At 56.4% G+C, this 21,882-nt stretch carries 19 protein-coding genes, 1 pseudogene and 1 riboswitch; of the genes and pseudogenes, 12 read left to right on the forward strand and 8 right to left on the reverse strand.

Annotated elements, in window-relative coordinates:
* The first annotated feature begins 383 nt into the window (after positions 1 to 383).
* The 5 genes from CUC55_RS10520 (at position 384) to CUC55_RS10540 (ending at position 8,078) form a co-directional block, all read left to right on the forward strand.
* Positions 384 to 1,334 carry a phosphoribosylaminoimidazolesuccinocarboxamide synthase gene (locus CUC55_RS10520; RefSeq protein WP_103087809.1) on the forward strand — a complete coding sequence of 317 codons (951 nt, stop codon included), beginning with the start codon at positions 384 to 386 and terminating at the stop codon, positions 1,332 to 1,334.
* A 109-nt stretch (positions 1,335 to 1,443) separates the two neighbouring features.
* Positions 1,444 to 1,995 carry a TetR/AcrR family transcriptional regulator gene (locus CUC55_RS10525; protein ID WP_425352817.1) on the forward strand — a complete coding sequence of 184 codons (552 nt, stop codon included), beginning with the start codon at positions 1,444 to 1,446 and terminating at the stop codon, positions 1,993 to 1,995.
* Positions 1,996 to 2,141: 146 nt separating this feature from the next.
* Positions 2,142 to 3,341 carry an efflux RND transporter periplasmic adaptor subunit gene (locus CUC55_RS10530; RefSeq protein WP_103087811.1) on the forward strand — a complete coding sequence of 400 codons (1,200 nt, stop codon included), beginning with the start codon at positions 2,142 to 2,144 and terminating at the stop codon, positions 3,339 to 3,341.
* Between the two features lie 55 nt (positions 3,342 to 3,396).
* Complete coding sequence (locus CUC55_RS10535) at positions 3,397 to 6,486, forward strand: efflux RND transporter permease subunit (protein WP_103087812.1); 3,090 nt, start codon at positions 3,397 to 3,399, stop codon at positions 6,484 to 6,486.
* 140 nt (positions 6,487 to 6,626) lie between these two features.
* A complete protein-coding gene (locus tag CUC55_RS10540; RefSeq protein WP_067645661.1) occupies positions 6,627 to 8,078 on the forward strand; it encodes an efflux transporter outer membrane subunit in 1,452 nt (483 codons plus the stop codon).
* A 129-nt stretch (positions 8,079 to 8,207) separates the two neighbouring features.
* On the opposite strand, the gene efp is transcribed toward CUC55_RS10540, so the two are convergent.
* Complete coding sequence (gene efp / locus CUC55_RS10545; RefSeq protein ID WP_103087813.1) at positions 8,208 to 8,777, reverse strand: elongation factor P; 570 nt, start codon at positions 8,775 to 8,777, stop codon at positions 8,208 to 8,210.
* Positions 8,778 to 9,027: 250 nt separating this feature from the next.
* On the opposite strand from efp, the pseudogene epmA reads away from it, so the two are divergent.
* From epmA to CUC55_RS10560, 3 genes and pseudogenes are all read left to right on the forward strand, one after another.
* A pseudogene (epmA, locus tag CUC55_RS10550) lies at positions 9,028 to 10,093 on the forward strand (EF-P lysine aminoacylase EpmA).
* Positions 10,090 to 11,142: a lysine-2,3-aminomutase-like protein gene (locus CUC55_RS10555; RefSeq protein WP_067645666.1), complete on the forward strand. Its 1,053-nt coding sequence runs from the start codon at positions 10,090 to 10,092 to the stop codon at positions 11,140 to 11,142. The pseudogene epmA and the gene CUC55_RS10555 overlap by 4 nt, the downstream one beginning before the upstream one ends.
* Before the next feature lie 384 nt (positions 11,143 to 11,526).
* Positions 11,527 to 11,718: a hypothetical protein gene (locus tag CUC55_RS10560; RefSeq protein ID WP_082760186.1), complete on the forward strand. Its 192-nt coding sequence runs from the start codon at positions 11,527 to 11,529 to the stop codon at positions 11,716 to 11,718.
* An 81-nt stretch (positions 11,719 to 11,799) separates the two neighbouring features.
* On the opposite strand, the gene CUC55_RS10565 is transcribed toward CUC55_RS10560, so the two are convergent.
* Positions 11,800 to 12,036, reverse strand: coding sequence for an Lrp/AsnC ligand binding domain-containing protein (locus CUC55_RS10565; protein ID WP_067645669.1), 237 nt, complete (start codon positions 12,034 to 12,036; stop codon positions 11,800 to 11,802).
* A gap of 273 nt (positions 12,037 to 12,309) precedes the next feature.
* On the opposite strand from CUC55_RS10565, the gene CUC55_RS10570 reads away from it, so the two are divergent.
* The 4 genes from CUC55_RS10570 to modC all read left to right on the forward strand — a co-directional run bounded on the left by CUC55_RS10570 (position 12,310) and on the right by modC (position 16,363).
* Positions 12,310 to 13,593, forward strand: a complete 1,284-nt coding sequence (locus CUC55_RS10570; protein ID WP_103087814.1) for an NAD(P)/FAD-dependent oxidoreductase — start codon at positions 12,310 to 12,312, stop codon at positions 13,591 to 13,593.
* Between the two features lie 130 nt (positions 13,594 to 13,723).
* A complete protein-coding gene (gene modA, locus CUC55_RS10575) occupies positions 13,724 to 14,518 on the forward strand; it encodes a molybdate ABC transporter substrate-binding protein (RefSeq protein ID WP_067645671.1) in 795 nt (264 codons plus the stop codon).
* A 70-nt stretch (positions 14,519 to 14,588) separates the two neighbouring features.
* On the forward strand, positions 14,589 to 15,290 hold the full coding sequence (gene modB, locus CUC55_RS10580) for a molybdate ABC transporter permease subunit (RefSeq protein ID WP_067645672.1): 702 nt from the start codon (positions 14,589 to 14,591) through the stop codon (positions 15,288 to 15,290).
* Positions 15,287 to 16,363, forward strand: a complete 1,077-nt coding sequence (modC, locus tag CUC55_RS10585; RefSeq protein ID WP_103087815.1) for a molybdenum ABC transporter ATP-binding protein — start codon at positions 15,287 to 15,289, stop codon at positions 16,361 to 16,363. The genes modB and modC overlap by 4 nt, the downstream gene beginning before the upstream one ends.
* Here modC and CUC55_RS10590 read toward each other — a convergent pair.
* From CUC55_RS10590 to thiC, 6 genes are all read right to left on the reverse strand, one after another.
* Positions 16,357 to 16,725, reverse strand: coding sequence for a winged helix-turn-helix domain-containing protein (locus CUC55_RS10590; RefSeq protein WP_067645674.1), 369 nt, complete (start codon positions 16,723 to 16,725; stop codon positions 16,357 to 16,359). The genes modC and CUC55_RS10590 overlap by 7 nt on opposite strands.
* Positions 16,722 to 17,720, reverse strand: coding sequence for a P1 family peptidase (locus CUC55_RS10595; protein WP_082760172.1), 999 nt, complete (start codon positions 17,718 to 17,720; stop codon positions 16,722 to 16,724). The genes CUC55_RS10590 and CUC55_RS10595 overlap by 4 nt, the downstream gene beginning before the upstream one ends.
* A gap of 64 nt (positions 17,721 to 17,784) precedes the next feature.
* A complete protein-coding gene (locus tag CUC55_RS10600; protein ID WP_103087816.1) occupies positions 17,785 to 18,558 on the reverse strand; it encodes a thiazole synthase in 774 nt (257 codons plus the stop codon).
* A 3-nt stretch (positions 18,559 to 18,561) separates the two neighbouring features.
* The gene (gene thiS / locus CUC55_RS10605) at positions 18,562 to 18,759 is read right to left on the reverse strand and encodes a sulfur carrier protein ThiS (RefSeq protein ID WP_103087817.1); all 198 of its coding nucleotides are present in this window, start codon (positions 18,757 to 18,759) and stop codon (positions 18,562 to 18,564) included.
* The gene (gene thiO, locus CUC55_RS10610) at positions 18,728 to 19,723 is read right to left on the reverse strand and encodes a glycine oxidase ThiO (RefSeq protein WP_067645689.1); all 996 of its coding nucleotides are present in this window, start codon (positions 19,721 to 19,723) and stop codon (positions 18,728 to 18,730) included. Before thiO ends, thiS begins: the two co-directional genes overlap by 32 nt.
* Before the next feature lies 1 nt (position 19,724).
* Positions 19,725 to 21,548, reverse strand: coding sequence for a phosphomethylpyrimidine synthase ThiC (thiC, locus tag CUC55_RS10615; protein WP_103087818.1), 1,824 nt, complete (start codon positions 21,546 to 21,548; stop codon positions 19,725 to 19,727).
* A gap of 100 nt (positions 21,549 to 21,648) precedes the next feature.
* Positions 21,649 to 21,760: riboswitch (TPP riboswitch) on the reverse strand.
* Positions 21,761 to 21,882: the final 122 nt, after the last annotated feature.

The following is a 21,882-nucleotide window of genomic DNA, read 5'->3' on the forward strand; positions in this document are numbered from 1 at the left end:
AAAAAACAGACACACATTAGTGTCNAAAAAAACCAACCAAAACCCCTCAAGGCCATGATCTAAAAGACTAAACTCAWTCGCTCAATCTTCMSTKTTCTCMWGAACGAAGGACATCGTCGCTAGCAGCGCCGCCGCCCTCGTCAGTGAGCGGACTTATAGAGGACACCCAACGACATAGTCAACAGTGCCTCTGTAAAAAAATAGACATATTTTATAAATTATTGATTTCAAAAAGTATTTTGGATTAACCCCGCCCAACCACCCCGCCCCGCATAAAAAAGCCAATACTGGTCCTTCCCGATNAAACATGCGATAGGGTGATCCCATACTCTCCGGCACGTCTGAGCCGGTTATCGCCTTATAGAAAGAGATTGGACAATCCCGTGCGCGTTCTAGCAGAAGCCGTCATTCCTGAACTTCCCCAGTATTATCGTGGCAAGGTTCGCGAGAACTATGACTTGCCCGACGGCAATCGCATTATTATCTCGACGGATCGTCTCAGTGCTTTCGACCGTATTTTGACGTGCATACCCTACAAGGGCCAAGTGCTGACCCAAACTGCGCGTTACTGGTTTGAACAAACGAAAGATATCTGCCCGAACCATGTCGTCTCTTACCCGGATCCGAATGTCGTGATCGGTAAGCGACTTGATATTCTGCCAGTCGAGATCGTGGTGCGCGGATATATGGCCGGAACAACCGGCACCTCCATTCTGACGCTCTACAAAAAGGGCGAGCGCCAGATGTACGGTGTTACCTTCCCGGATGGCATGAAAGACAATCAGGTTTTGGTTGAGCCTATCATCACGCCCACCAGCAAGGAGTTCGATGGCGGTCATGATGAACCTCTCACCCCTGCCGAGATCATCGAAAAGGGTTTGCTGACGCCCGCGCAGTGGGAGAACCTTTCGGCTTACGCATTTGCGCTGTTCAAACGTGGGCAGGACGTTGCTGCAAGCCGTGGCCTCATTCTGGTCGATACCAAATATGAGTTTGGCACCGACGAGAATGGAACTATCATTCTGGCCGATGAAATTCACACACCGGACAGCAGTCGTTACTGGATGGCAGATACCTACGAGCAGGCTCTCCAGAACGGTACACGCCCGCAAAGTTTCGACAAGGACTTCGTCCGGGCATGGGTTGCCGAACGTTGCGACCCTTATAAGGACGACGTNCCCGNAATCCCGCAGGAGTTGGTTGCCCAAACGTCCAAGGTCTATATCGAAGCTTTTGAGCGGATCACCGGAGAAGCGTTCAGGCCCGATGACAGCGAGGCATCGCCCCTGGAGCGGGTACGGAAGAATCTGGAGCCATTTTTCCAGGGAGTGTAACGTGGCTAAAGCAAGCGTCCAGACATCCGCGTTGTCGAAAGCCGAAACGAGTGGGCGGCAGGTCCGTCCCCGTCGCTCGGGTGAGGAAACGCGCCGTGACATTCTTGTCATGACAGAGCGGCTTTTCCGCGAGCGGGGGTTTGGCGCCGTTTCTATCGCAGATATCGCCGCCGCGCTGACCATGTCGCCAGCGAACGTCTTCAAACATTTCAGCTCCAAGAATGCCTTGGTCGATGCTATCTTTCTGCAACAGATCCGATTGCTGGNAAACAAGCTCGATCCGCTGGACGCAACTCACTCCCCGTTCGAGAGGCTTCGGCATCTGGCGCATAGTCTGATGGNAAACCATCGACGTGATCTGAATGACAATCCGTATATTTTCGAAATGATTTTAATGACCGCCAAAAGAGAACTTGCGTGCGGCCGACATTATGAGAATGTGATAACAGAGCTACTCGCCAAGATCATTAGCGATGGAATAGAAGACGGAACCTATTCTGCGACGGATATCGACAGATCATCGCGTACTGCGCTTTTTGCTTTAACGAGTGTTCTGCATCCGGCTTTGATTGCACATGAAAACGTGGACATTTTAGCAACACGATGTGATGAACTCGTTCGCCTTCTGGATGCTGCACTGCGATATGGGATTGATAAGTGACGATATCGGCTGTACGTCACTTTGCTGAAACTGCCTGATCGTGTCGTGTCCGTGCATTCAACCAAACCGACTAAACATTGCAGAACCTGTATTTTCGTCTGCAACCGAATAGCAACCGAGATTTGACCGCTGATATGAGAAAAACGATGAAAAGACGCCTTACCCCTCTCTTCACCACATTGCTCATGGCAGGCATTCTTGCCGGTTGCAGCGACAGCGAAGAAAAAAAGGGAGCCGAGGCGCAGAAAAATCAACGTCCTCCCTCACCCGTTAGCGTCGTGACGATGAAGACGAGCGAATACCCGCTGACAACCGTTCTACCGGGCCGCGCCAGCGCATTCCAGACTGCCGAGATCCGTCCCCGTGTAACCGGCATCATTCGCGAGGTTCCTTTCAAGGAAGGCAGCGAAGTCAAGCAGGGTGACATTCTCTATCAGATCGAAGACAACACCTACATGGCCGAAGTTGCGCAGGCAAGCGCCAGCGTCGCCAAAGCAGAAGCCAGCATTCCAAGCGCCAAGGCAAACCTTGCGCGTTACGAGCGCCTCGTCAACAGCGGCGCGACGCAGATCGAATATGAAAATGCCAAAGTGACACTGCTTCAGGCGGAGGCAGATGTTGCGCAGTCCAACGCGGCGCTCGAGACGGCCGAAATCAATCTCGACCTGACAAAGATCCGCGCGCCGTTCGATGGCATCACGTCGTCAACAAATGTCAGCATTGGTAACGTGGTGACGGCCAACCAGACAACGGCCCTGACAACGCTTCGTCGTATCGATCCTATCTATATCGACCTGATCGAATCCAGCGCCAACCTCCTGCGCCTGCGCAATGCGGTGGCGTCCGGACGGCTGGCAGGTGAAAAGAACACCGACATTCGCCTGACGCTGGAAGACGGCACCGAATATTCGCAGACCGGTAAAGTCGATATGTCGGACATGGCGGTCAGCGAAACCACTGGCACCTTTGCCATCCGCGCGCTGTTTGNAAACCCGAACGATCTCATTTTGCCAGGCACCTACGTGCGCGCTACGCTCACAATCGGCAAGGAACAGGGTTTCCTCATTCCGCAGCGCGCCGCAACCCGCAACGCGGCCGGCGAACTCGAAGCAAAATTCGTTGGCGCGGAAAACAAGGTTGAAACCCGCGTCTTTCCGAAGAGCCAGCAATCCAACAATGCGTGGCTCGTCACAGAAGGCGTCAAGGACGGCGACAAGCTGATTGTCGACGGGTTCCAGTGGATTGCCAATGCTGCAGTCGTCAATCCCGTTGAAGCGACGATTGACGAACGTGGCATTGCCGTTCCTCAGCAGCAGGCGCAGCCGCCCGCTGCTCCATCGAAGTAAGCGTGTCCGTACCCGTGTCCGTTAGAGCTCGCAAAAAGTAAGGCGCAGACTTTCCATGGCCCATTATTTTATCCGGCGCCCCGTTTTCGCGTGGGTTATAGCGATTGTCATCATGCTTGGTGGTGCGCTGGCAATTTTCACGCTGTCCATCTCGCAATATCCGGAAATCGCGCCGACCACCGTGCGCATCAATGCGAGCTATAACGGTGCGAGCGCTGAGACGGTCGAAAAATCGGTTACGACCATCATCGAAGACGGCATGACCGGTCTTGACGACCTGACATACATGACATCGACGTCCTCGACCGGCAGTGCGTCCGTCACTTTGACATTCGGCAACAGCATCATGCCTGACATCGCTCAGGTGCAGGTGCAGAACAAGTTGCAGCTGGTCGAGTCCCAATTGCCGGATGTCGTTCAGCAGCAGGGCATCGAAGTCAGCCGTTCGACCTCCAGTATCTTGATGGTCGGCGCGCTGATCTCCACGGATGGCAAACGGACATCCGCAGATCTGGGTGATGTGNTTTCCACACAGGTCGAAGACCAGATCAAGCGCCTGGAAGGCGTCGGCAGCATCAATGTCTTCGGTTCGGAATATGCCATGCGGGTTTGGCTCGACCCGTTCAAGCTCAACAAATATCAGTTGACGACAGCAGACGTGACAAGCGCCATCGAAAGCCAGAACACTCAGGTGTCCGTCGGCTCTCTTGGCGCATTGCCAGCCGTACCGGGCCAACAGCTCAACGTCACCGTGACGGCGCAAAGCCAACTCACCACCGTTGCGGACTTCGAATCCGTCATTCTCAAGGTCGAAAAAGACGGGGCGGCGGTCCGCCTCAGCGACGTTGCCCGTATCGAGATCGGTCAGGAAACCTATGGCGGCGACTCGCGATCCAACAGCCGTCCGTCTGCGGGCTTTGCCGTGAACCTGGCGGTTGGTGCGAACGCTCTCGATACATCATCGCGCGTAAAAGCAGCGCTTGCCACAGCGGCTGGCGGTCTGCCAGAAGGCGTTTCGATTGAGTATCCCTACGACACGACGCCCTTCGTCCAGCTTTCCATCGAGAAGGTTGTTCACACGCTGATCGAAGCGATCATTCTGGTTTTCGTGGTTCTTCTGGTCTTCCTCCAGAACCTGCGCGCCACCCTTATTCCGATGATCGCTGTGCCCGTGGTTCTCCTTGGGACCTTCGGTATTCTGGCCCTGACGGGGTATTCCATAAACACGCTGACCATGTTTGCGATGGTTCTCGCCATCGGTTTGCTGGTGGATGACGCCATCGTCGTCGTGGAAAACGTCGAACGCATCATGTCCGAGGAGGGCTTGTCTCCGCTTGAGGCAACCGAGAAGTCGATGCACGAAATCACCGGTGCCATTATCGGCATCGCGCTCGTGTTGACGGCGGTGTTCATTCCGATGGCATTCTTCGGCGGATCGACCGGCATCATCTATCGTCAGTTCTCCGTCACCATCGTTTCGGCCATGTTGCTGTCGGCTGTCGTCGCCATCGTGCTGACACCAGCGCTCTGCGCCACGATGCTGAAGCCAGTCGATCATNAAAAAGAGAAGCGTGGTCCAGGAGCGTGGTTCAACCGCGTGTTCGGCCGCACCACGAATGGTTACGTCTCCAGCATCGGTTATTTGCTGAAACGCCCGGCACGCGTGATGATACTTTTCCTCGTCGTCATCGGTGGCTGCGCATGGTTCTTCACAAGACTACCAAGCTCATTCCTTCCACAGGAAGACCAAGGCGTCCTGCTGACAATCGTGCAGACGCCGACCGGTTCGAACATCGAACGCACGAATGAGGTGGTCAAACAGGTCGAGAAATACTTTCGTGAAAAGGAAGGCAACAATGTCGAATCCGTCTTTGGTGTTCTCGGCTTCAGCTTCACAGGTTCCGGCCAGAACAACGCGATGGTCTTCACCAAACTGAAGGACTTCTCGCTGCGCTCAGAACCTGAGCAACATGCTGCGGCCATCGTTCAGCGGGCAATGGGCACGTTCCTGTCCTTCCGCGATGCGCAGGTCTTCCCGCTGTTGCCACCGGCAATCCAGGGTCTTGGAACATCCAGTGGTTTCTCGATGTATCTCGTGGACAGTGGCAGAACAGGTACCGAAGCCCTAAGCGCCGCTTCCAAGCAGTTGATTCAGGAAGCGGGTGGAAACCCGAACATCAGTTCTTTGCGCTCCAACAGCCGAGACGAAGAATCGCAGATGAAGATTCTGCTCGATCAGGAAAAGATGGGCGCGATGGGCGTGGACCTTGCTTCCGTCAACCTCATGCTATCGACCATATTCGCGGGCCGCGACGTCAACGACTTCACGCTGAATGGAGAGTTGAAGCCCGTCTATGTTCAGGGTGACGCCCCTTACCGCATGCAGCCGGATGACCTGAAATACTGGTATGCCCGCAATACCAGCGGCGAAATGGTACCATTCTCGTCGTTCAGCGAAATCACCTGGGTCAACAGTCCGCCAACGCTTGCGCGCTTCAACGGCACAAGCGCTATCTCCATGGAAGGCGCGGCGGGTGCGGGCGTTGCGTCCGGTGATGCGATGAACGAAATGGAACGCCTGACAGCTGCACTGCCCGGTGGCTATACCGTCGCATGGCAAGGCATTTCCTATCAGGAGCGTCTCTCGGGTTCGCAGGCACCGATGCTGTATGCGCTCTCCGTTCTCATCGTCTTCCTTTGCCTGGCAGCGCTTTACGAAAGCTGGTCGATTCCGTTCTCTGTCATCATGGCAGTTCCGGTGGGCGTGCTTGGCGCTGTGGTCGCGGCTCACGTCTTTGGTCAGTCCAACGACGTGTATTTCAAGGTCGGCTTGCTGACGACCATCGGCCTTGCCGCCAAGAACGCGATTCTGATCGTGGAATTTGCCAAGGAGCGAATGGAGCACGGACTGAGTTTGATGGAAGCGACATTGGAAGCAGCAAAGCTTCGCCTGCGCCCGATTATCATGACGTCGCTGGCATTTATCTTGGGGGTTGTGCCCTTGGCAATCGCTACCGGCGCGGGCTCCGCTGCGCAGAATGCCATCGGTATCGGCGTTCTCGGTGGTATGCTTTCTGCAACACTCCTTGGAATTTTCTTCGTTCCATCGNTTTTTGTCGTGATTCGGCGGCTATCTAAACGTTAACAAACCAAAAATATGCTAGCAAAGCCGGGAGACGCTGTTAGAAATGTTGGAAATTACGAACCGCATTTTTGTCAGCACGCAGCAGTGCTCAGCTCGTTTCGACTGGTGTGTCACTTGCACCAAAATATTGGGATAACTTCATGCTGTCTATTCGCGCTACCATTCCTCTGACCTTGCTCCTTCTTTCTGGATGTGTTGTCGGGCCTGACCACAAGGAACCGGAAATCCAGCTTCCAGTAAAATTTGCGGAAGGTGGCAAAGCCAGCAATGGCGACGTCGCAACTGTCGCATGGTGGAACGCTTTCAACGACAGCCGTTTGAATGGCTATGTCTCAACAGGTCTTGCGCAGAACCTGACAGTTCTCCAGGCTATCGAGCGTATCAATCAGGCTCAGTCACAGATTACGGTTGCAGGTGCGGGCGCGCTCCCAAGCCTCACAGGCTCCGGCAGCCATACGATATCGGAGACGAAGGGAAGCCTCGCAACCGCGGACCGTCCTGTTCAGAACACGTCGAGCGGTGCGCTTGACGCGTCATGGCTGCTGGATCTTTTCGGCCAGTACCGCCGCTCCAAGGAGAGCGCCAGCGCGTCGCTTGACGCCGCTTATTCCACGGCGGACGTTCAGCGCCTGACGCTTATTTCGTCTGTCGTTTCCGCCTATATCGATGCCCGCTATTTTCAGGAACGCCTGGCGATTGCCCGCGCCAACCTGAAGTCTCGTCGCGAAACACTTGACCTGACGAAGCTGCAGCTGGAGGCTGGCGCCGCATCACGTCTTGACGTTGTTCAGTCTGAAGGTCTGGTCAACTCAACACTTGCTGACATGCCGGGTCTCGAAACCAGCTTCCGCCAGGCTGCGCATCGCATTGCCACACTTCTCGGCATGCCCGCATCATCCTTGGTCCTGGAACTGCAACGCGGCGCTCGTCAGCCGGTTGCCCGCAAGGCGCCGCTCACTGGCATCCCGGCTGATCTTATCCGTAATCGTCCAGACATCCGCGTTGCAGAACGCAACCTTGCAGCAGCGGTCGCGCAGATCGGCGTTGCCGAATCACGTCTTTATCCAAGCATCACGATCAGCGGTTCGATCTCGCCAAGCCTCGTAAACGTCGCCAATAATGGTGCGCGCGGAACATCGAACTCCTGGTCCTTCGGCCCAAGCCTTGTGTTGCCGATCTTTGATGGTGGCAGCCTGCGCGCCAATGTCGATATTGCTAAATCCTCGGCTCGCGAACAGTACCTGGCCTGGAAGGAAACGGTACTAAACGGTATCGAAGAAGTCGAAAATGCACTTGCCGCTGTTACGCGCGACAAGCAGACGGAAGACGCGCTTCGTAGAACCGTCAGGTCCTACCAGGAAGCCCTGTCGCTCGCGACAGCCAGCTACCGCGACGGCGCTTCATCCCTGCTCGACGTCCTCGATGCCCAGCGTCAGGTCTCTACCGCGCAGGCCAATCTTGCAACTGCGGTTCAGACGACGGCTCAGGACTATGTCCGTCTGAGCGTTGCGCTGGGCGGTGGTTACGCAGTGGGCGGCCCGACGACATCCTCAAACACCGTGATTGCAGCCAACACGCCAAAGCGCAGGTAGGCGAGGCGATCGCTCTGTAGAAGACATCAATCCCGCAACGAAAGTTGCGGGANTTTTTTTGTCTATGCAGCCAATAAAAAAGCCCCGGATCACTCCGGGGCTTTCTTCAAAGGACGATGGTCGCAAAAATCAGCTCTTTGCGCGCTCTACATAAGAGTTGTCTTCGGTTGCGATAACAACGCGGATACCGGCATCGATATGCGGCGGAACCATCGTGCGAATCCCGTTGGAAAGGATCGCTGGCTTGTATGAGGAGGAGGCCGTCTGGCCCTTCACGACCGGTTCGGTCTCCATGATTTCAAGCGTCACATGGCGCGGCAGAATAACGGCCAGCGGCAAACCTTCATGAATGGAAAGAACGCAGGTCATGCCTTCCTGAAGATAGGCCTTCTGGTCGCCCATCGTTTCCACGTCCACGACAACCTGGTCATAANTTTCCGGGTTCATGAAATGGAAGCCTTCACCATCTTCATAAAGGAACTGGAAGTTCAGGTCTTCAACGAAAGCGCGCTCGACCTGCTCGGTCGTGCGCCACCGCTCGGCAACTTTCACGCCATCCGAGATGCGGCGCATATCAACCTGCGTTACAGGCGTGCCCTTGCCAGGATGAAAGTTATTGGCGTTGAGAACGACGTAAAGCTTGCCATCGACATCGATAACATTGCCCTTGCGCACGGATGAGGCGATAACCTTGACCATATGATTTCCTTGTAACTCAATGAAATGCGTCGTAAAGGACCGCGCGGCAGCACTGACCCGATGGACGTTTTGTATGTTTTATGGGGCGCAACTACCTTAAATCCACGGTAATTGCCAGCCTTCAAAAGCCTCGGAGCGAAAACAGTGCCGTGGTTTTCGAATAAATCGATACCAATGCGGGGACTGCGGCAGTCCGAAATGTCTAATTTCGCCCGCTACTCGACACAAGTGATCGGAAAGAAAGCAGCAGATGGGCTCCAGTCTCGACACGACGTCTCCTTGGTGGACGCCCGATGTGCATCAGGATCGCCGCCCGTTTCTGATTGGGCGAAACGCCATCCAAGCTGCCATGCGCGGCTTTTTTGCCGCCAATGGNTTTCTTGAGGTCGATACATCAACCTTGCAGGTATCCCCTGGAAACGAGGCCCATCTGCATGCGTTTGCAACAACCGCCATAACAACAAGTGGCGAGCAGACACCGCTCTATCTGCACACGTCCCCGGAATTCGCCTGCNAAAAATTGCTGGCCGCCGGCGAAAAGCGGATCAACTGNTTTGCGCATGTTTATCGCAACCGCGAACGTGGACCTCTGCACCACCCCGAATTCACGATGCTGGAATGGTATCGCACGGGCGAGACCTATGAGACGCTGATGCGTGACAGCTGGCAACTGCTGGCGCTGGCCGCCGAAACCGCCAAGACCNAAAACGCTTACCTATCGCGGCCACAGCGTCGATCCGTATCTTGAGCCGGAAAGGCTCAGCGTTGCAGAAGCCTTTCAACGCTATGCGGACATTGATCTGCTGGCAACGATAGAGGCTGATGGTGCAACCGACCACGAGCATCTGGCGACAATGCTCAAAGCGTCGGGCATCCGTGTTGCGGATGATGACAGTTGGGCGGATATGTTCAGTCGCGTCATCGTTGAGCGCGTGGAGCCGCAACTGGGCTTCGGACGCGCGACCATTCTGGACGAATATCCAACCAGCGAGGCTGCCCTTGCCCGCCGCTCGCCAAGAGACAACCGTGTTGCCGAACGATTCGAACTCTATGCCTGCGGCGTGGAGCTTGCCAACGCTTTCGGTGAACTGACGGATGCCGAAGAGCAACGTCGCCGTTTCGAAGTCGAAATGGCGGAGAAGCAGCGCGTCTACGGCGAAACCTATCCGATAGACGAAGACTTTCTCGCAGCGCTCGACGTCATGCCGGCAGCCAGCGGTATCGCACTCGGCTTTGATCGGCTGGTGATGCTGGCAACAGGCGCACCCCGCATCGATCTGGTGATGTGGGCGCCAGTCACGGATTATGGCCCATGACCGCACACAGCCTGAAATCCGCAGAAGACCTCTTCGATGCAGGTCTTATCGACGGCCCTACGCTGGAGCGCATTCGCCCTGTAACCGAACGTTATGCCGTGGCGGTAACACCTGCCATGGCCGATATCATCGATAGAACCGATGCCGCCGATCCTATCGGATTGCAATTTCTTCCACACGAGGACGAATTGCGGCAGACACCCGAAGAGCGTGCCGATCCGATCAGTGATGAGGCCCATAGTCCGGTCCACGGCATCGTGCATCGCTACCCCGATCGTGTTCTGCTGAAAGCCGTGCACATATGCCCGGTCTATTGCCGCTTCTGCTTTCGCCGCGAAATGGTCGGGCCGCAAGGCAACGGCACCATGACCAGCGAAGAGTTAGATACTGCCTTGGCCTACATAAAGGCACATCAAGAAATATGGGAAGTTATCCTCACGGGTGGCGATCCGCTGGTGCTTTCGCCACGACGCCTGACGGTGATCATGGAAGGCTTGAAGGCCATTCCGCATGTCAAAATCGTGCGGTTCCACACGCGTGTACCGGTCGTTGACCCTGATTGCATCAATGCAGCGTTGGTCGAAGCCCTGAGATCAAGCGGCAAGACAACCTATATCGCGCTTCACGCCAACCATCCGCGTGAACTAACAGAGGATGCGCGGGCCGCCTGCGCACGCCTGATCGACGCCGGCATTGCCATGGTCAGCCAGTCGGTGCTTCTGAAAGGCATCAATGACAACCCTCTCGTTCTTGGCGCCCTGATGCGCGCGTTTGTGGAGACGCGGGTAAAGCCCTATTATCTGCATCACCCGGATCTGGCACCCGGCACCAGTCACTTCCGGCTGGATATAGAAGAAGGGCAGCAAATCGTTGCCGCCATGCGTGGACATATTTCCGGTCTTTGCCAGCCGATCTATGTGCTGGATATTCCAGGCGGACATGGNAAAGCCGCCATCGGTCAGAATGCGGCGACGAAACATGCCGATGGTTGCTACTCGGTTTCCGATTTCAACGGCAACGATCACCTCTATCCGCCATCGACCGAATGAAAATCTCTAATAAGCGCAGTTTCCCAGAGCATTGACGGCGACCTGGCTAAAGAAACAAAAATTTCACAATTCCGCCCCTGTCCTGTCATCATAAAGNAAAATATTCTACCTATATTCATAATAATTGATTACGCCGCGAATCCGGAGTATCAGTGATTCAACTGGAGAGCGATTCTCTCCGGTATTCCGGGTCCACACCAATGCAGGGAGAGTGACATGTCAAAAATGAAACGTATTGCCGCGATCCTTGATCAGCGGTTTGTGAGTGCCGGACACACATGCACGTGTTCCCGCTGCTGTCGAATGTGACTTAACGGTCAACCCATCTTTAAAAATTCGATTCGACGAAATGCTGTGTGCCAAGCCACAGCGGGAGTATGTATGATGCAAAAGCAAGTTATTGAATTCGCTGGTGAACCCGTAGGCATCGTCGTACCCGACGATAACAGGCTGAAGTTCATTGCTGTAAAGTTTCACGTCCATGATCTTGATGAGCAGCGTTTCGACAGTGCCGACGATGTGAGGCTGGCTATTCGCAACCTCGTGCGCAGCCGCAAGATTGCTGAACTGGTCTGACAAGCGCTGCCAAAGACCCGATAAAAACAAAGGCGTTGCCCCTGATGGGACAACGCCTTTTTTAGTCAAGGTGGAGAGTGGCTAGAACGCGGTGAATGTCAGCGTCGTCAGCGACCGCACGATGCCCGGAATACCAGCGATATTGTCATTGACGAACTTGCCGATGTCATCGTCCGTGGAGAGGTAGACCTTCAGCAGGAGATCATACTCCCCACTGGTCGAATAAAGCTCCGAAACCAGTTCGGTTTTGTAAATGGCATCGGCAACATCGTATGTCTTGCCGGGTGCGCATTGAAGCTGAACGAAGATAGGCTTCATGATCNTTTCCCGTCATAAATTAGATTATTGGCCAAGGGTCATCATNCCCCGTGCATGTGATGCAGTATTGTCCGAGGCAGGCGCATGTTTCAAGCCTGTGTCTCGATTGCAGGTGAAACCGTCTTCCACAATGCCTGTGGAACCAATTGCAGGCCACATTCCACGCCAGCATGACGTGATCACGATATGTCGGTATTCATAGGGCCGACACGGTTGTAAGCTGCTCGTCATACGGCGCACCGCACACGACCTTTCCGCTTCCTGGTGATTACGATGTACAACGATCCACGCTCTCATGGCCTTTGGGNAAAAACCGCGCCACAACCGCCAGTCACATCACCGCTGGAAGGCCGTGAGAAGGCTGATGTTGTGGTCGTGGGCGGTGGCTTTACCGGGCTTTCCGCAGCACTGCATCTGGCTGAACGTGGCATCAAAGTCATTGTTCTCGAAGGCAAGGAGATTGGCTTTGGTGGCGCTGGCCGCAATGTTGGCCTCATCAATGGCGGCATGTGGGTCATGCCTAAAGAGCTGCCAAATGTTTTAGGCCCCATCTATGGCGAACGCCTGCTCGACCTTCTCGGCAACGCGCCTTTTCTGGTACGCGAACTGATCGAAAAGCACCAGATCGAATGCCAGCTTGNAAAGAACGGAACACTCCATTGCGCGGTAGGAGAAAAGGGACTGGCCGAAATCCGCGAACGTTGCAGCCAATGGGCCGCACGCGGAGCGCCTGTCCGGGTTCTCGACGCGCAGGAAACAGCCGACCGTATTGGCTCTTCGGCCTATAGCGGCGCATTGTTGGATGAGCGTGCAGGCACGCTGCAACCGCTTGCCTATGTGCGCGGCCTGGCACACGCAGCCCAAAAGGCAGGTGCAACAATCTACACCTCCAGTCCCGTCACCGACAGCCAGGCAAATGGTGACGGCTGGGTGGTCAAGACCGCAAGCGGATCGGTTCATGCTGACTGGATCATCGTCGCGACGGAGGCCTATAGCACTGGCCCCTGGNAAATCATGCGCGAAGAGCAGGTCTACCTACCCTATTTCAACGTCGCGACCAAACCTCTAGGCGACAATGTGCGGAAAACCATTCTGCCGAATCGTGAAGGTTGCTGGGACACGAACGAAATCCTCTCCTCCTTCCGCATGGATCAAGCAGGACGCCTCGTTTTCGGCAGCGTGGGCGCGTTGCGCAACACGGGTGCTGCCGTTCACCCCGCCTGGGCCAAACGTGCGATGAAACGATTATTTCCGCAATTGGGTGACATCGAATTCGAATGTGAATGGTACGGCCAGATCGGCATGACCGACGATTCGGTGCCACGTTTCCACAAATTCGCGAAAAACGTCGTTGGTTTTTGCGGATACAACGGCCGCGGTATCGCACCCGGAACAATATTCGGTAAAACGCTTGCAGCGCATGTAGCAGGCGATCTCGCAGAAGACGCTCTTCCTTTGCCGGTCACAGACCCGCAGGCCCGCAGCTTTCGCGCTTTGAAAGAAGCCTATTATGAAGTCGGAGCACAGGTCGCGCATTTCGCAGGAGAGCGCATCTAGGCATCAGCAGATTCAGGCTCATGCGAATGTCCTGATCGCGCCCATCGATATATCCTTGNAAATATAATGCCCGCCATCTAAACAGTTTCGATATATTCATGNAAATATTTCGCCAAAANGGGCTAAATGGATGGGAATTCTTCGTAGCACTCTTATCAGAACCACTCTGGCAGCCATTATCGGCTCCGTCGTGGCGACCATTGGTCCATCTACACCGGCATCCGCGCAGGACAAGGTCACAGTGTTTGCCGCAGCCAGCATGAAGAACGCGCTTGATGCGGCAAATGCTGAATGGGCAAAGGAAACCAGAAACGAAGCCACCGTCTCCTATGCCGCAAGCTCGGCGTTGGCCAAACAGATCGAAGCAGGTGCGCCTGCCGATCTCTTCATCTCCGCAGACCTCGCCTGGATGGACTATCTCGCGAGCAAAAAGCTGATCAAGGAAGACACGCGTACAAACCTGCTCGGCAACCGCCTAGTCTTGGTTGCCCCCGTCGACAAAGCAACGCCCGTCGAAATCAAGCAAGGTTTCGACCTTGCAAAGCTGGTGGGTGACGGCAAGCTGGCCATGGGTGCGGTCGATAGCGTTCCAGCTGGTAAATATGGCAAGGCGGCCCTTGAAAAGCTCGGCATCTGGTCTTCCGTGGAAGGCAAGGTTGCCGGTGCGGAGAGCGTCCGTGCAGCGCTGGTTCTCGTTTCTCGCGGTGAGGCGCCTTATGGCATCGTCTACCAGACCGATGCCGCTGCCGACCAGGGCGTGAAGATTGTCGGCACCTTCCCGCAGGACAGCCACGAGCCGATCATCTATCCGGTTGCTATCTTGGCTGAATCCAAAAACCCGCTAGCTGCCGCCTATCTCGAATTCCTGAAATCGGCCAAGGCTGCGCCCTTCTTTGAAAAGCAGGGCTTTACCATTCTGAAGTAAGATCGATTTTCACGATCCTCATGGCTCCGGCAATCGTCTGAGCCATCCTATAATAACGGGAAATGGCATCTTGGACTGGCTCACTCTCAGCGCGGAAGAATGGACTGCGATACGCTTGAGCCTCTGGGTTTCCAGCATCGCGATGTTCGCGAGCCTGCCACTCGGCATCTTGATTGCGCTGGCGCTGGCGCGCGGCCAGTTCTGGGGCAAATCGCTGCTCAATGGCATCGTGCATCTGCCGCTCATACTACCTCCGGTCGTCACCGGCTTTATACTTCTGGTTACCTTCGGGCGCCGCGGCGTCATCGGCCAGTTTCTCGATCAGTATTTCGGCATCGTCTTTTCCTTCCGCTGGACGGGCGCCGCACTCGCCTGCGCCATCATGGCCTTTCCGTTAATGGTGCGCTCCATTCGCCTCTCGATAGAAGCCGTGGATTACAAACTGGAGGAAGCGGCAGGCACGCTGGGCGCTAGTCCTGTTTGGATATTCCTTACCGTTACCCTGCCGCTCATCTTACCCGGCATTATCGCAGGCACGATCCTCGCTTTTGCCAAGGCCATGGGGGAGTTCGGCGCAACCATTACTTTCGTCTCCAATATTCCCGGCGAAACGCAAACCTTGTCGGCGGCCATCTACACCTTCACCCAGGTTCCGGGCGGTGATGCGGGTGCGATGCGGCTGACACTGGTTGCCATCGCTATTTCCATGATAGCCCTGCTCGCCTCGGAATATCTGGCGCGCATTGTTGGAAAAAGGGTGAATGCGCAATGACACTGACGCTCACCGCCAAACATCGGCTGGGTGCCTTTACGCTGGACGTGGACTTCACCGCTGGCNAAAGCGTGACAGCCCTTTTCGGCCGCTCCGGCTCCGGCAAAACCTCCATCATCCGTATCATCGCCGGGCTGACGAAACCCGATCATAGTAGACTGACGCATGATGGTAAGGTGCTGGTAGACAGTGCAAAACGCCTGTTCACGCCATGCCACAAGCGTCATTTCGGCACCGTCTTTCAGGAAGCGCGCCTGTTTCCGCATCTCACCGTCGAGCAGAACCTGCATTACGGTCGCTGGTTTTCTGGCAATGCAAGCAGCGCCGCAGAAAGCGCAAAGATCATCGAGATGCTCGGCATCGGAGACCTGCTGAAGCGCCGCCCGGAAAAACTGTCCGGCGGGGAGAAGCAGCGCGTGGCGATTGGCCGTGCGCTTCTGTCGTCACCCCGCCTTCTGTTGATGGATGAACCGCTGGCCGCACTCGATGAGGCGCGCAAGGCCGAGATCATTCCCTATCTGGAACGGCTGCGCGATGAGTCGAAAATTCCGATCATCTATGTCAGCCATTCTATCAGCGAGGTATCGCGTCTTGCAGACCAGATCGTGGTGATGAAGGACGGCAGGATAGAGGTCGCAGGCCAGGCAGCGGACATCCTGTCGCGCACAGCTTTCACAGCCCAACTGGAACGCCGCGAGATCGGCAGCATTCTGTCCGGCAGTGTGGGAGGCTTCGATGCCGCTCACGGCCTTGCCACGATCAGACTGAGCAGAGTGGCGTTGCAAGTTCCCGCACCATCGGCGGAAGTCGGGCACCGCGTTCGCGTCCACATTCCAGCCCGCGACGTGATGTTGGCGACGGTCAAGCCCGAGGGGTTGAGCGCGCTCAACATTTTGGAAGGCCGCATCGCAGACATCGTGCTGTCGGAGGATGGCATGGCGATGGTGCAGGTGGATTGCGGTGGCGATATCGTTGCGTCGCGCATCACCCGCCTCTCGGTCGAACGGTTGGCGCTGGAGGCTAGACAGCCGATCTTTGCCATCATCAAATCGGCAGCACTCGATCCTTACTGATCGGAATGTCTGTTCGTCTCGAGCCAATCGAGGTCGGCTTTCAGTGTATCGTTCAGGCGCCGCTGCATGGCTCGATAGCGTTCAAGCAATTCCTGACCGAAGGCAGTCAAGCTTGCCCCGCCCCCTTGGCTGCCGCCGCGCTGGGATTCGATCACAGGCTCCTTGAACATATGGTTCAGCGCATCCACCAGCAACCAGGCACGTCGATAGGACATATCCATGGCCCTACCGGCAGCAGAAATGGAGCCGGTGGAGGCGATCAGTTCCATCAGCTGGATTTTTCCCCGCCCAAGTCTATCGCTCGGCGGAAAATCTATCCGTAGAACCGTTTTCAGCGGCAACTTCTGTTTTTGATCGCTCATTCGGCACCGGCTCCGAAATGATCATGCCAGGATTTTTGTGCGCCTTCATATGGCAATGCCGTCGCCTGATAAACACCCCGTGCGATGGCGCGGCTGACGACCATGCTAGCCAGGTGGCAAAGCTCTGCAAAGTCACTCGCAGCGCTCATGGATTTCTTGCAGGTCGCCGCCACCAACATGGTATCGCCATCACTGGCAAGGTGGGACGGCAAGATCGCACGGGCGAGCCCACTATGCGCCATGATCGACAGCCGGTGCGCCTGCGCTTTCGTCAACACGGCATCCGTCACCACCGCGCCGATCGTTGTTGCCGTCAGCGTTACGCCTTTGATGCGCATGGAAGTATCGGTGGATGAAAATTGCGGCGGCAATCCAAACCCGCCAAACTCGTTGTTACGCTCAAAGGGTGCCGCCCAAAAATGCTGCCTCGTTCCAACTGTCGCGGAGCCCATCGCGTTGACGGCAACTATGGCCGCGACCCTATGGCCGCCCGAAGTTACGGCGCTGGCAGAACCCAGCCCACCCTTGAGTGTTGCGGTCGTCGCGCCGGTGCCAGCCCCTACGCTGCCAAGCGCAAAGGGCTGGTGAGTAGCGGCCTTGAAGGCGTCATAACCCATCTCACGATAGGGCGAATGCAGGCCCCAATCCTTGTTGCCGCCATTCAACAAATCCATCAGGATCGCCTGCGGCACGATGGGAACGCGGGTCGAGCCAACGGCAAAGCCACGCCCAATGTCGCGAAGCCCGGATTGTGCGCCACCTGCCGCATCCAGACCAAAGGCCGACCCGCCAGATAGGACAAACGCATCGACCACCTCCACCGTCATGGACGGGTCAAGCAGTGCCGTATCCCGCCCTCCCGGTGCACCGCCAAGAACGGAGCCGGAAGCGATGGCAGGCTCGTCAAAGATAATGGCAGTAACGCCCGACCCGAGTTGGAGATCGGTGGCATGGCCGACAGCCACACCGTCGATATCGGTTAGCAGATTGTGCATGTCTGGGTACCTCGTGAGGCTCATCCCTGCCGGTATCCCGCCGTCATCTCATCTTGTCAACGGCTCAGGAAAACACCGCCGTACCGATAACGGGCGTTGAGGGCACCGCCATGTCGCGCGGTTCCAGCATGCCAGCAAGATAGGCCTCACGCCCCGCCGTCACCGCCTTTGCAAAGGCGCCAGCCATGATGACCGGATTGCCCGCACCGGCCACCGCAGTATTGAGCAGCACGGCGTCGTAGCCCAGTTCCATGACGGTCGCGGCATGAGATGGCCTTCCAAGACCGGCATCGACAATCATCGGCACATCGGAAAAATGAGCCCGCATCGACCGCAAGGCGGTGATGTTCAGTGGCCCCATGGCGCTACCAATCGGTGCGCACCAGGGCATCAGCACCTTGCAACCGGCATCCACCAGCTTTTCCGCCACCACCAGATCATCGGTCGTATAGGGNAAAACCTCGAAACCGTCGTCGCTGAGAATACGGGCGGCCTCCACCAGCGCAAAAACATCCGGCTGCAGCGTATCGTGATTGCCGATGACCTCCAGCTTGATCCAGTTCGTCTTGAACACTTCCCTTGCCATCTTGGCCGTCAACACGGCTTCCTTGGCTGTGTGGCAACCGGCGGTGTTGGGCAGAATGTTTCGGTCCAGTTCGCGGATCATCTCGAAGAATTGCCCTCCTTGCCTGCCGCCCGCCGTTTCGCGTCGCAGAGAGATCGTCAGAATATCCGTTTTACTGGCCCGCACCGCATCCGCCAGCACCGCAGGAGAAGGATACCGCGCGGTACCGAGCAGCAGTCGCGATCCGATGTCGCGTCCATAAAGTTTCAACATCGCCTACCCTCCCTGCATTGGTGACAGAACTTCGATCCTGTCGAATTCCTTCAATCGNAAATCATCGCGATCCTGCGCATGGACGAGATCGCCGTTGACGGCGGTTGCCAACCATTCGCCTTCAAATTCTAGCGCGGCCAGCAGGTGGGAAAGCCTTTCCGTGGCAAGATCATGCTCTTGCCCGTTGACGAGAATTTTCATGGGAAACCTCCTTTGACATCATGATATCGACAGCCTGCCGCGCCATGGCTGGCGAAAGCAGAAACCCGTGCCGGTGGGCACCGTTGATGAACAGCGTGCCGTTGTTCTCTCTGATAGCGGGCAGATTGTCGGCAAAGGCGGGGCGGATACCTGTGCCCGCTTCTATGATCTGCGCTTCACCGAAAGCGGGGTGCAGCGCATAGGCAGCGTTCAGCAGTTCCATCATCGAGCGTGCCGTGATCGGTCCCGCCTCATCCGTCTCGAGCATCGTTGCTCCCACCATGAAACGCCCCCCTTCTCGCGGCACGATGTAGAGCGGAATGCGTGGATGAAGCAGCCGAACGGGGCGGGACAGCGTGACCTCGCCGGTAGAGAGATAAAGCATTTCCCCACGCACGCCGCGAAGACCAGTAAGCTTGCCGGTCTGTGCCGCGCCGGTGCAATCGACGACGTGATCGAATGTGGTTCCATCTGGCGCGTCACCGCCGAAATGGAAGCCGGTACCCATCAAGACAACGCGTTCATAAAGTGCCAAGAGAGCCAAGCGTGGATCGAGATGCCCCTCGCCTTCGAAAAACAGCCCCTTACGGAAACGCCCCGCGAGATCGGGCTCCAGCGTAGCAATCTCGTCCTCATCAACCCATCGATAACCGGTCGTGCGAGAAGCAAACCGCGACAGTTCCGCCTTGTCCCGCGCAGGGGCCACAACCAGCGTGCCGTTGCGTTTGACCAGCCCCGGCGTCGCCTCATCCCACCAGTCGAGCGCTGATTGGCCAAGCGTCAGCACGGCTTCCTCGGCGCTTTCGCGCTCGCACCAAGGCGCCAGCATGCCGCCCGCATACCAGGACGCACCGCGCCCCGGTTGGTTGGCAAGATCGCAAACCGCGACCTCCATCCCATGGCGGACAAGTTCCAGAGCAGCCGTCAGACCGGCAACGCCTGCCCCTTTGACGAGAATGCGCATCTCATTCCCCCGCGACCGGCTTTTCCAACGGCATATAGAGATCGCCGCCCTGCTGGAATTTCTGCGCCATAACCTCCAGACCTTCCTTCTGTGCCTCGGCGCGGATGTCGTGCGAAATGCGCATGGAGCAGAATTTCGGCCCGCACATGGAGCAGAAATGCGCGACCTTATGCGCCTCCTTCGGTAAGGTCTCGTCATGGAACGACCGTGCCGTTTCCGGGTCGAGCGACAGGTTGAACTGGTCTTCCCAGCGGAATTCGAAGCGGGCGCGCGACAGCGCATTATCGCGGATCTGCGCCGCCGGATGCCCCTTGGCAAGATCGGCAGCGTGGGCGGCAATTTTGTAGGTGATAACACCGACCTTCACGTCATTACGATCCGGCAGACCCAGATGCTCCTTCGGTGTGACATAACAAAGCATCGCGGTACCAAACCAGCCGATCATCGCCGCACCGATGCCGGAGGTGATGTGGTCATAGCCCGGCGCAATATCGGTTGTCAGAGGCCCAAGCGTGTAGAAGGGCGCTTCGCCACAGACCTTGAGCTGCTTGTCCATGNTTTCCTTGATCTTGTGCATCGGCACATGGCCGGGGCCTTCGATCATGACCTGACAATCTTTAGCCCAGGCGATCTGCGTCAACTCGCCCAGCGTTTCGAGCTCGGCAAATTGTGCCGCATCGTTTGCATCGGCGATAGAGCCNGGCCGCAGCCCATCACCCAGCGAAAACGACACATCATAAGCGCGGCAGATGTCGCAAATCTCTTCGAAATGCTCGTAGAGGAATGATTCCTTGTGGTGATGCAGACACCACTTGGCCATGATTGAACCCCCGCGCGACACGATGCCGGTGACACGGTTGACGGTGAGCGGGATGTAATGAAGCCGCACGCCAGCATGGATGGTGAAGTAATCGACACCCTGCTCAGCCTGCTCGATCAGCGTATCGCGGAAAACCTCCCAGTTCAGGTCTTCCGCAATACCGTTCACCNTTTCCAGCGCTTGATAGAGCGGCACGGTTCCAATCGGCACCGGCGAATTGCGGATGATCCATTCGCGAATGTTGTGAATGTTGCGGCCGGTGGAGAGGTCCATAACGGTATCGCCACCCCAGCGGATGGCCCAGACCATCTTGTCGACCTCATCCGCCATGGAAGACGTGACGGCCGAGTTACCGATATTGGCATTGATCTTGACGAGGAAGTTACGTCCAATGATCATCGGCTCCGCTTCAGGGTGGTTGATGTTGGCAGGGATAATCGCCCTGCCCGCCGCCACTTCCTGACGCACGAATTCAGCCGTTACGAGATCGGGAATATGTGCGCCAAAGCTCTCACCATCGCGGGCCAACGTTTCCTTGGCTGCTTCGCGTCCAATATTCTCGCGAATGGCAATAAATTCCATCTCAGGCGTGATGATACCCGCCCGCGCATAGGCAAGCTGCGTGACAGCTTTGCCGTCCTTGGCCTTCAAGGGCTGGTGGCGGAGGGAAAACTCCGGCGTCAAACGCTCGCCGGTGGCAAAGCCGTTGTCTTCAGGTTTAACATGGCGGCCCGCGTAAGCTTCGACATCGCCACGCGCAACAACCCAGTCATGACGCACACGTGGCAAGCCACCGTCGATGCTGACTGTGTGGGATGGATCGGTGTAGGGACCGGAGGAATCGTAGACTGTAACCGGTGGTTCGCCCGCCGTGGGATGCACGGCGATTTCGCGCATGGGTACGCGGATGTGAGGGTGGATGATACCCGGCTTGTAGACCTTGGTCGAAGCGGGTAGCGGGCCGGTGGTAACGACAGGGGTAGGATTTTTAGTGGCAATGTTCATCGTGAGGCTCCAAAGCAAAAACAGTGGAGACCCAGTTCGAGCATGAAGACGNAAAACCACGTGAACGAATAACGACGCATTTCGGCAAAGCCGAACTGCTGTTCCCGCGTTTGCACCGTCCCTACGCCAGTATGAACTGGATCAGGTTCAACGGGTCACTGCGCGCGCTAGCAGTATCTCAGCCCCTTGCCGGGACTCCCCTGGTGAATGCCGCAATCAGAAACCCGACGCAGAAATTTGTCAAGTCATCTGTGGATGGTTGTCGAAAAACAGAAAGTTACACTAAGTTAACCCATCCATTTATTCGAATGTTATTTTTTGGAGCGTAACTCCA

It is taken from the genome of Agrobacterium bohemicum (assembly GCF_002896715.1).
Lineage (GTDB): Bacteria > Pseudomonadota > Alphaproteobacteria > Rhizobiales > Rhizobiaceae > Agrobacterium > Agrobacterium bohemicum.

What these genes read in the sequence shown, in the direction of transcription:
- CUC55_RS10540 (WP_067645661.1), top strand. Translation starts at nt 6,627, where the DNA reads ATGCTGTCTATTCGCGCTACCATTCCTCTGACCTTGCTCCTTCTTTCT.
- CUC55_RS10560 (WP_082760186.1), top strand. Translation starts at nt 11,527, where the DNA reads ATGCAAAAGCAAGTTATTGAATTCGCTGGTGAACCCGTAGGCATCGTC.
- CUC55_RS10565 (WP_067645669.1), bottom strand. Translation starts at nt 12,036, where the DNA reads ATGAAGCCTATCTTCGTTCAGCTTCAATGCGCACCCGGCAAGACATAC.
- modA (WP_067645671.1), top strand. Translation starts at nt 13,724, where the DNA reads ATGGGAATTCTTCGTAGCACTCTTATCAGAACCACTCTGGCAGCCATT.
- CUC55_RS10590 (WP_067645674.1), bottom strand. Translation starts at nt 16,725, where the DNA reads ATGAGCGATCAAAAACAGAAGTTGCCGCTGAAAACGGTTCTACGGATA.
- CUC55_RS10595 (WP_082760172.1), bottom strand. Translation starts at nt 17,720, where the DNA reads ATGCACAATCTGCTAACCGATATCGACGGTGTGGCTGTCGGCCATGCC.
- thiO (WP_067645689.1), bottom strand. Translation starts at nt 19,723, where the DNA reads ATGCGCATTCTCGTCAAAGGGGCAGGCGTTGCCGGTCTGACGGCTGCT.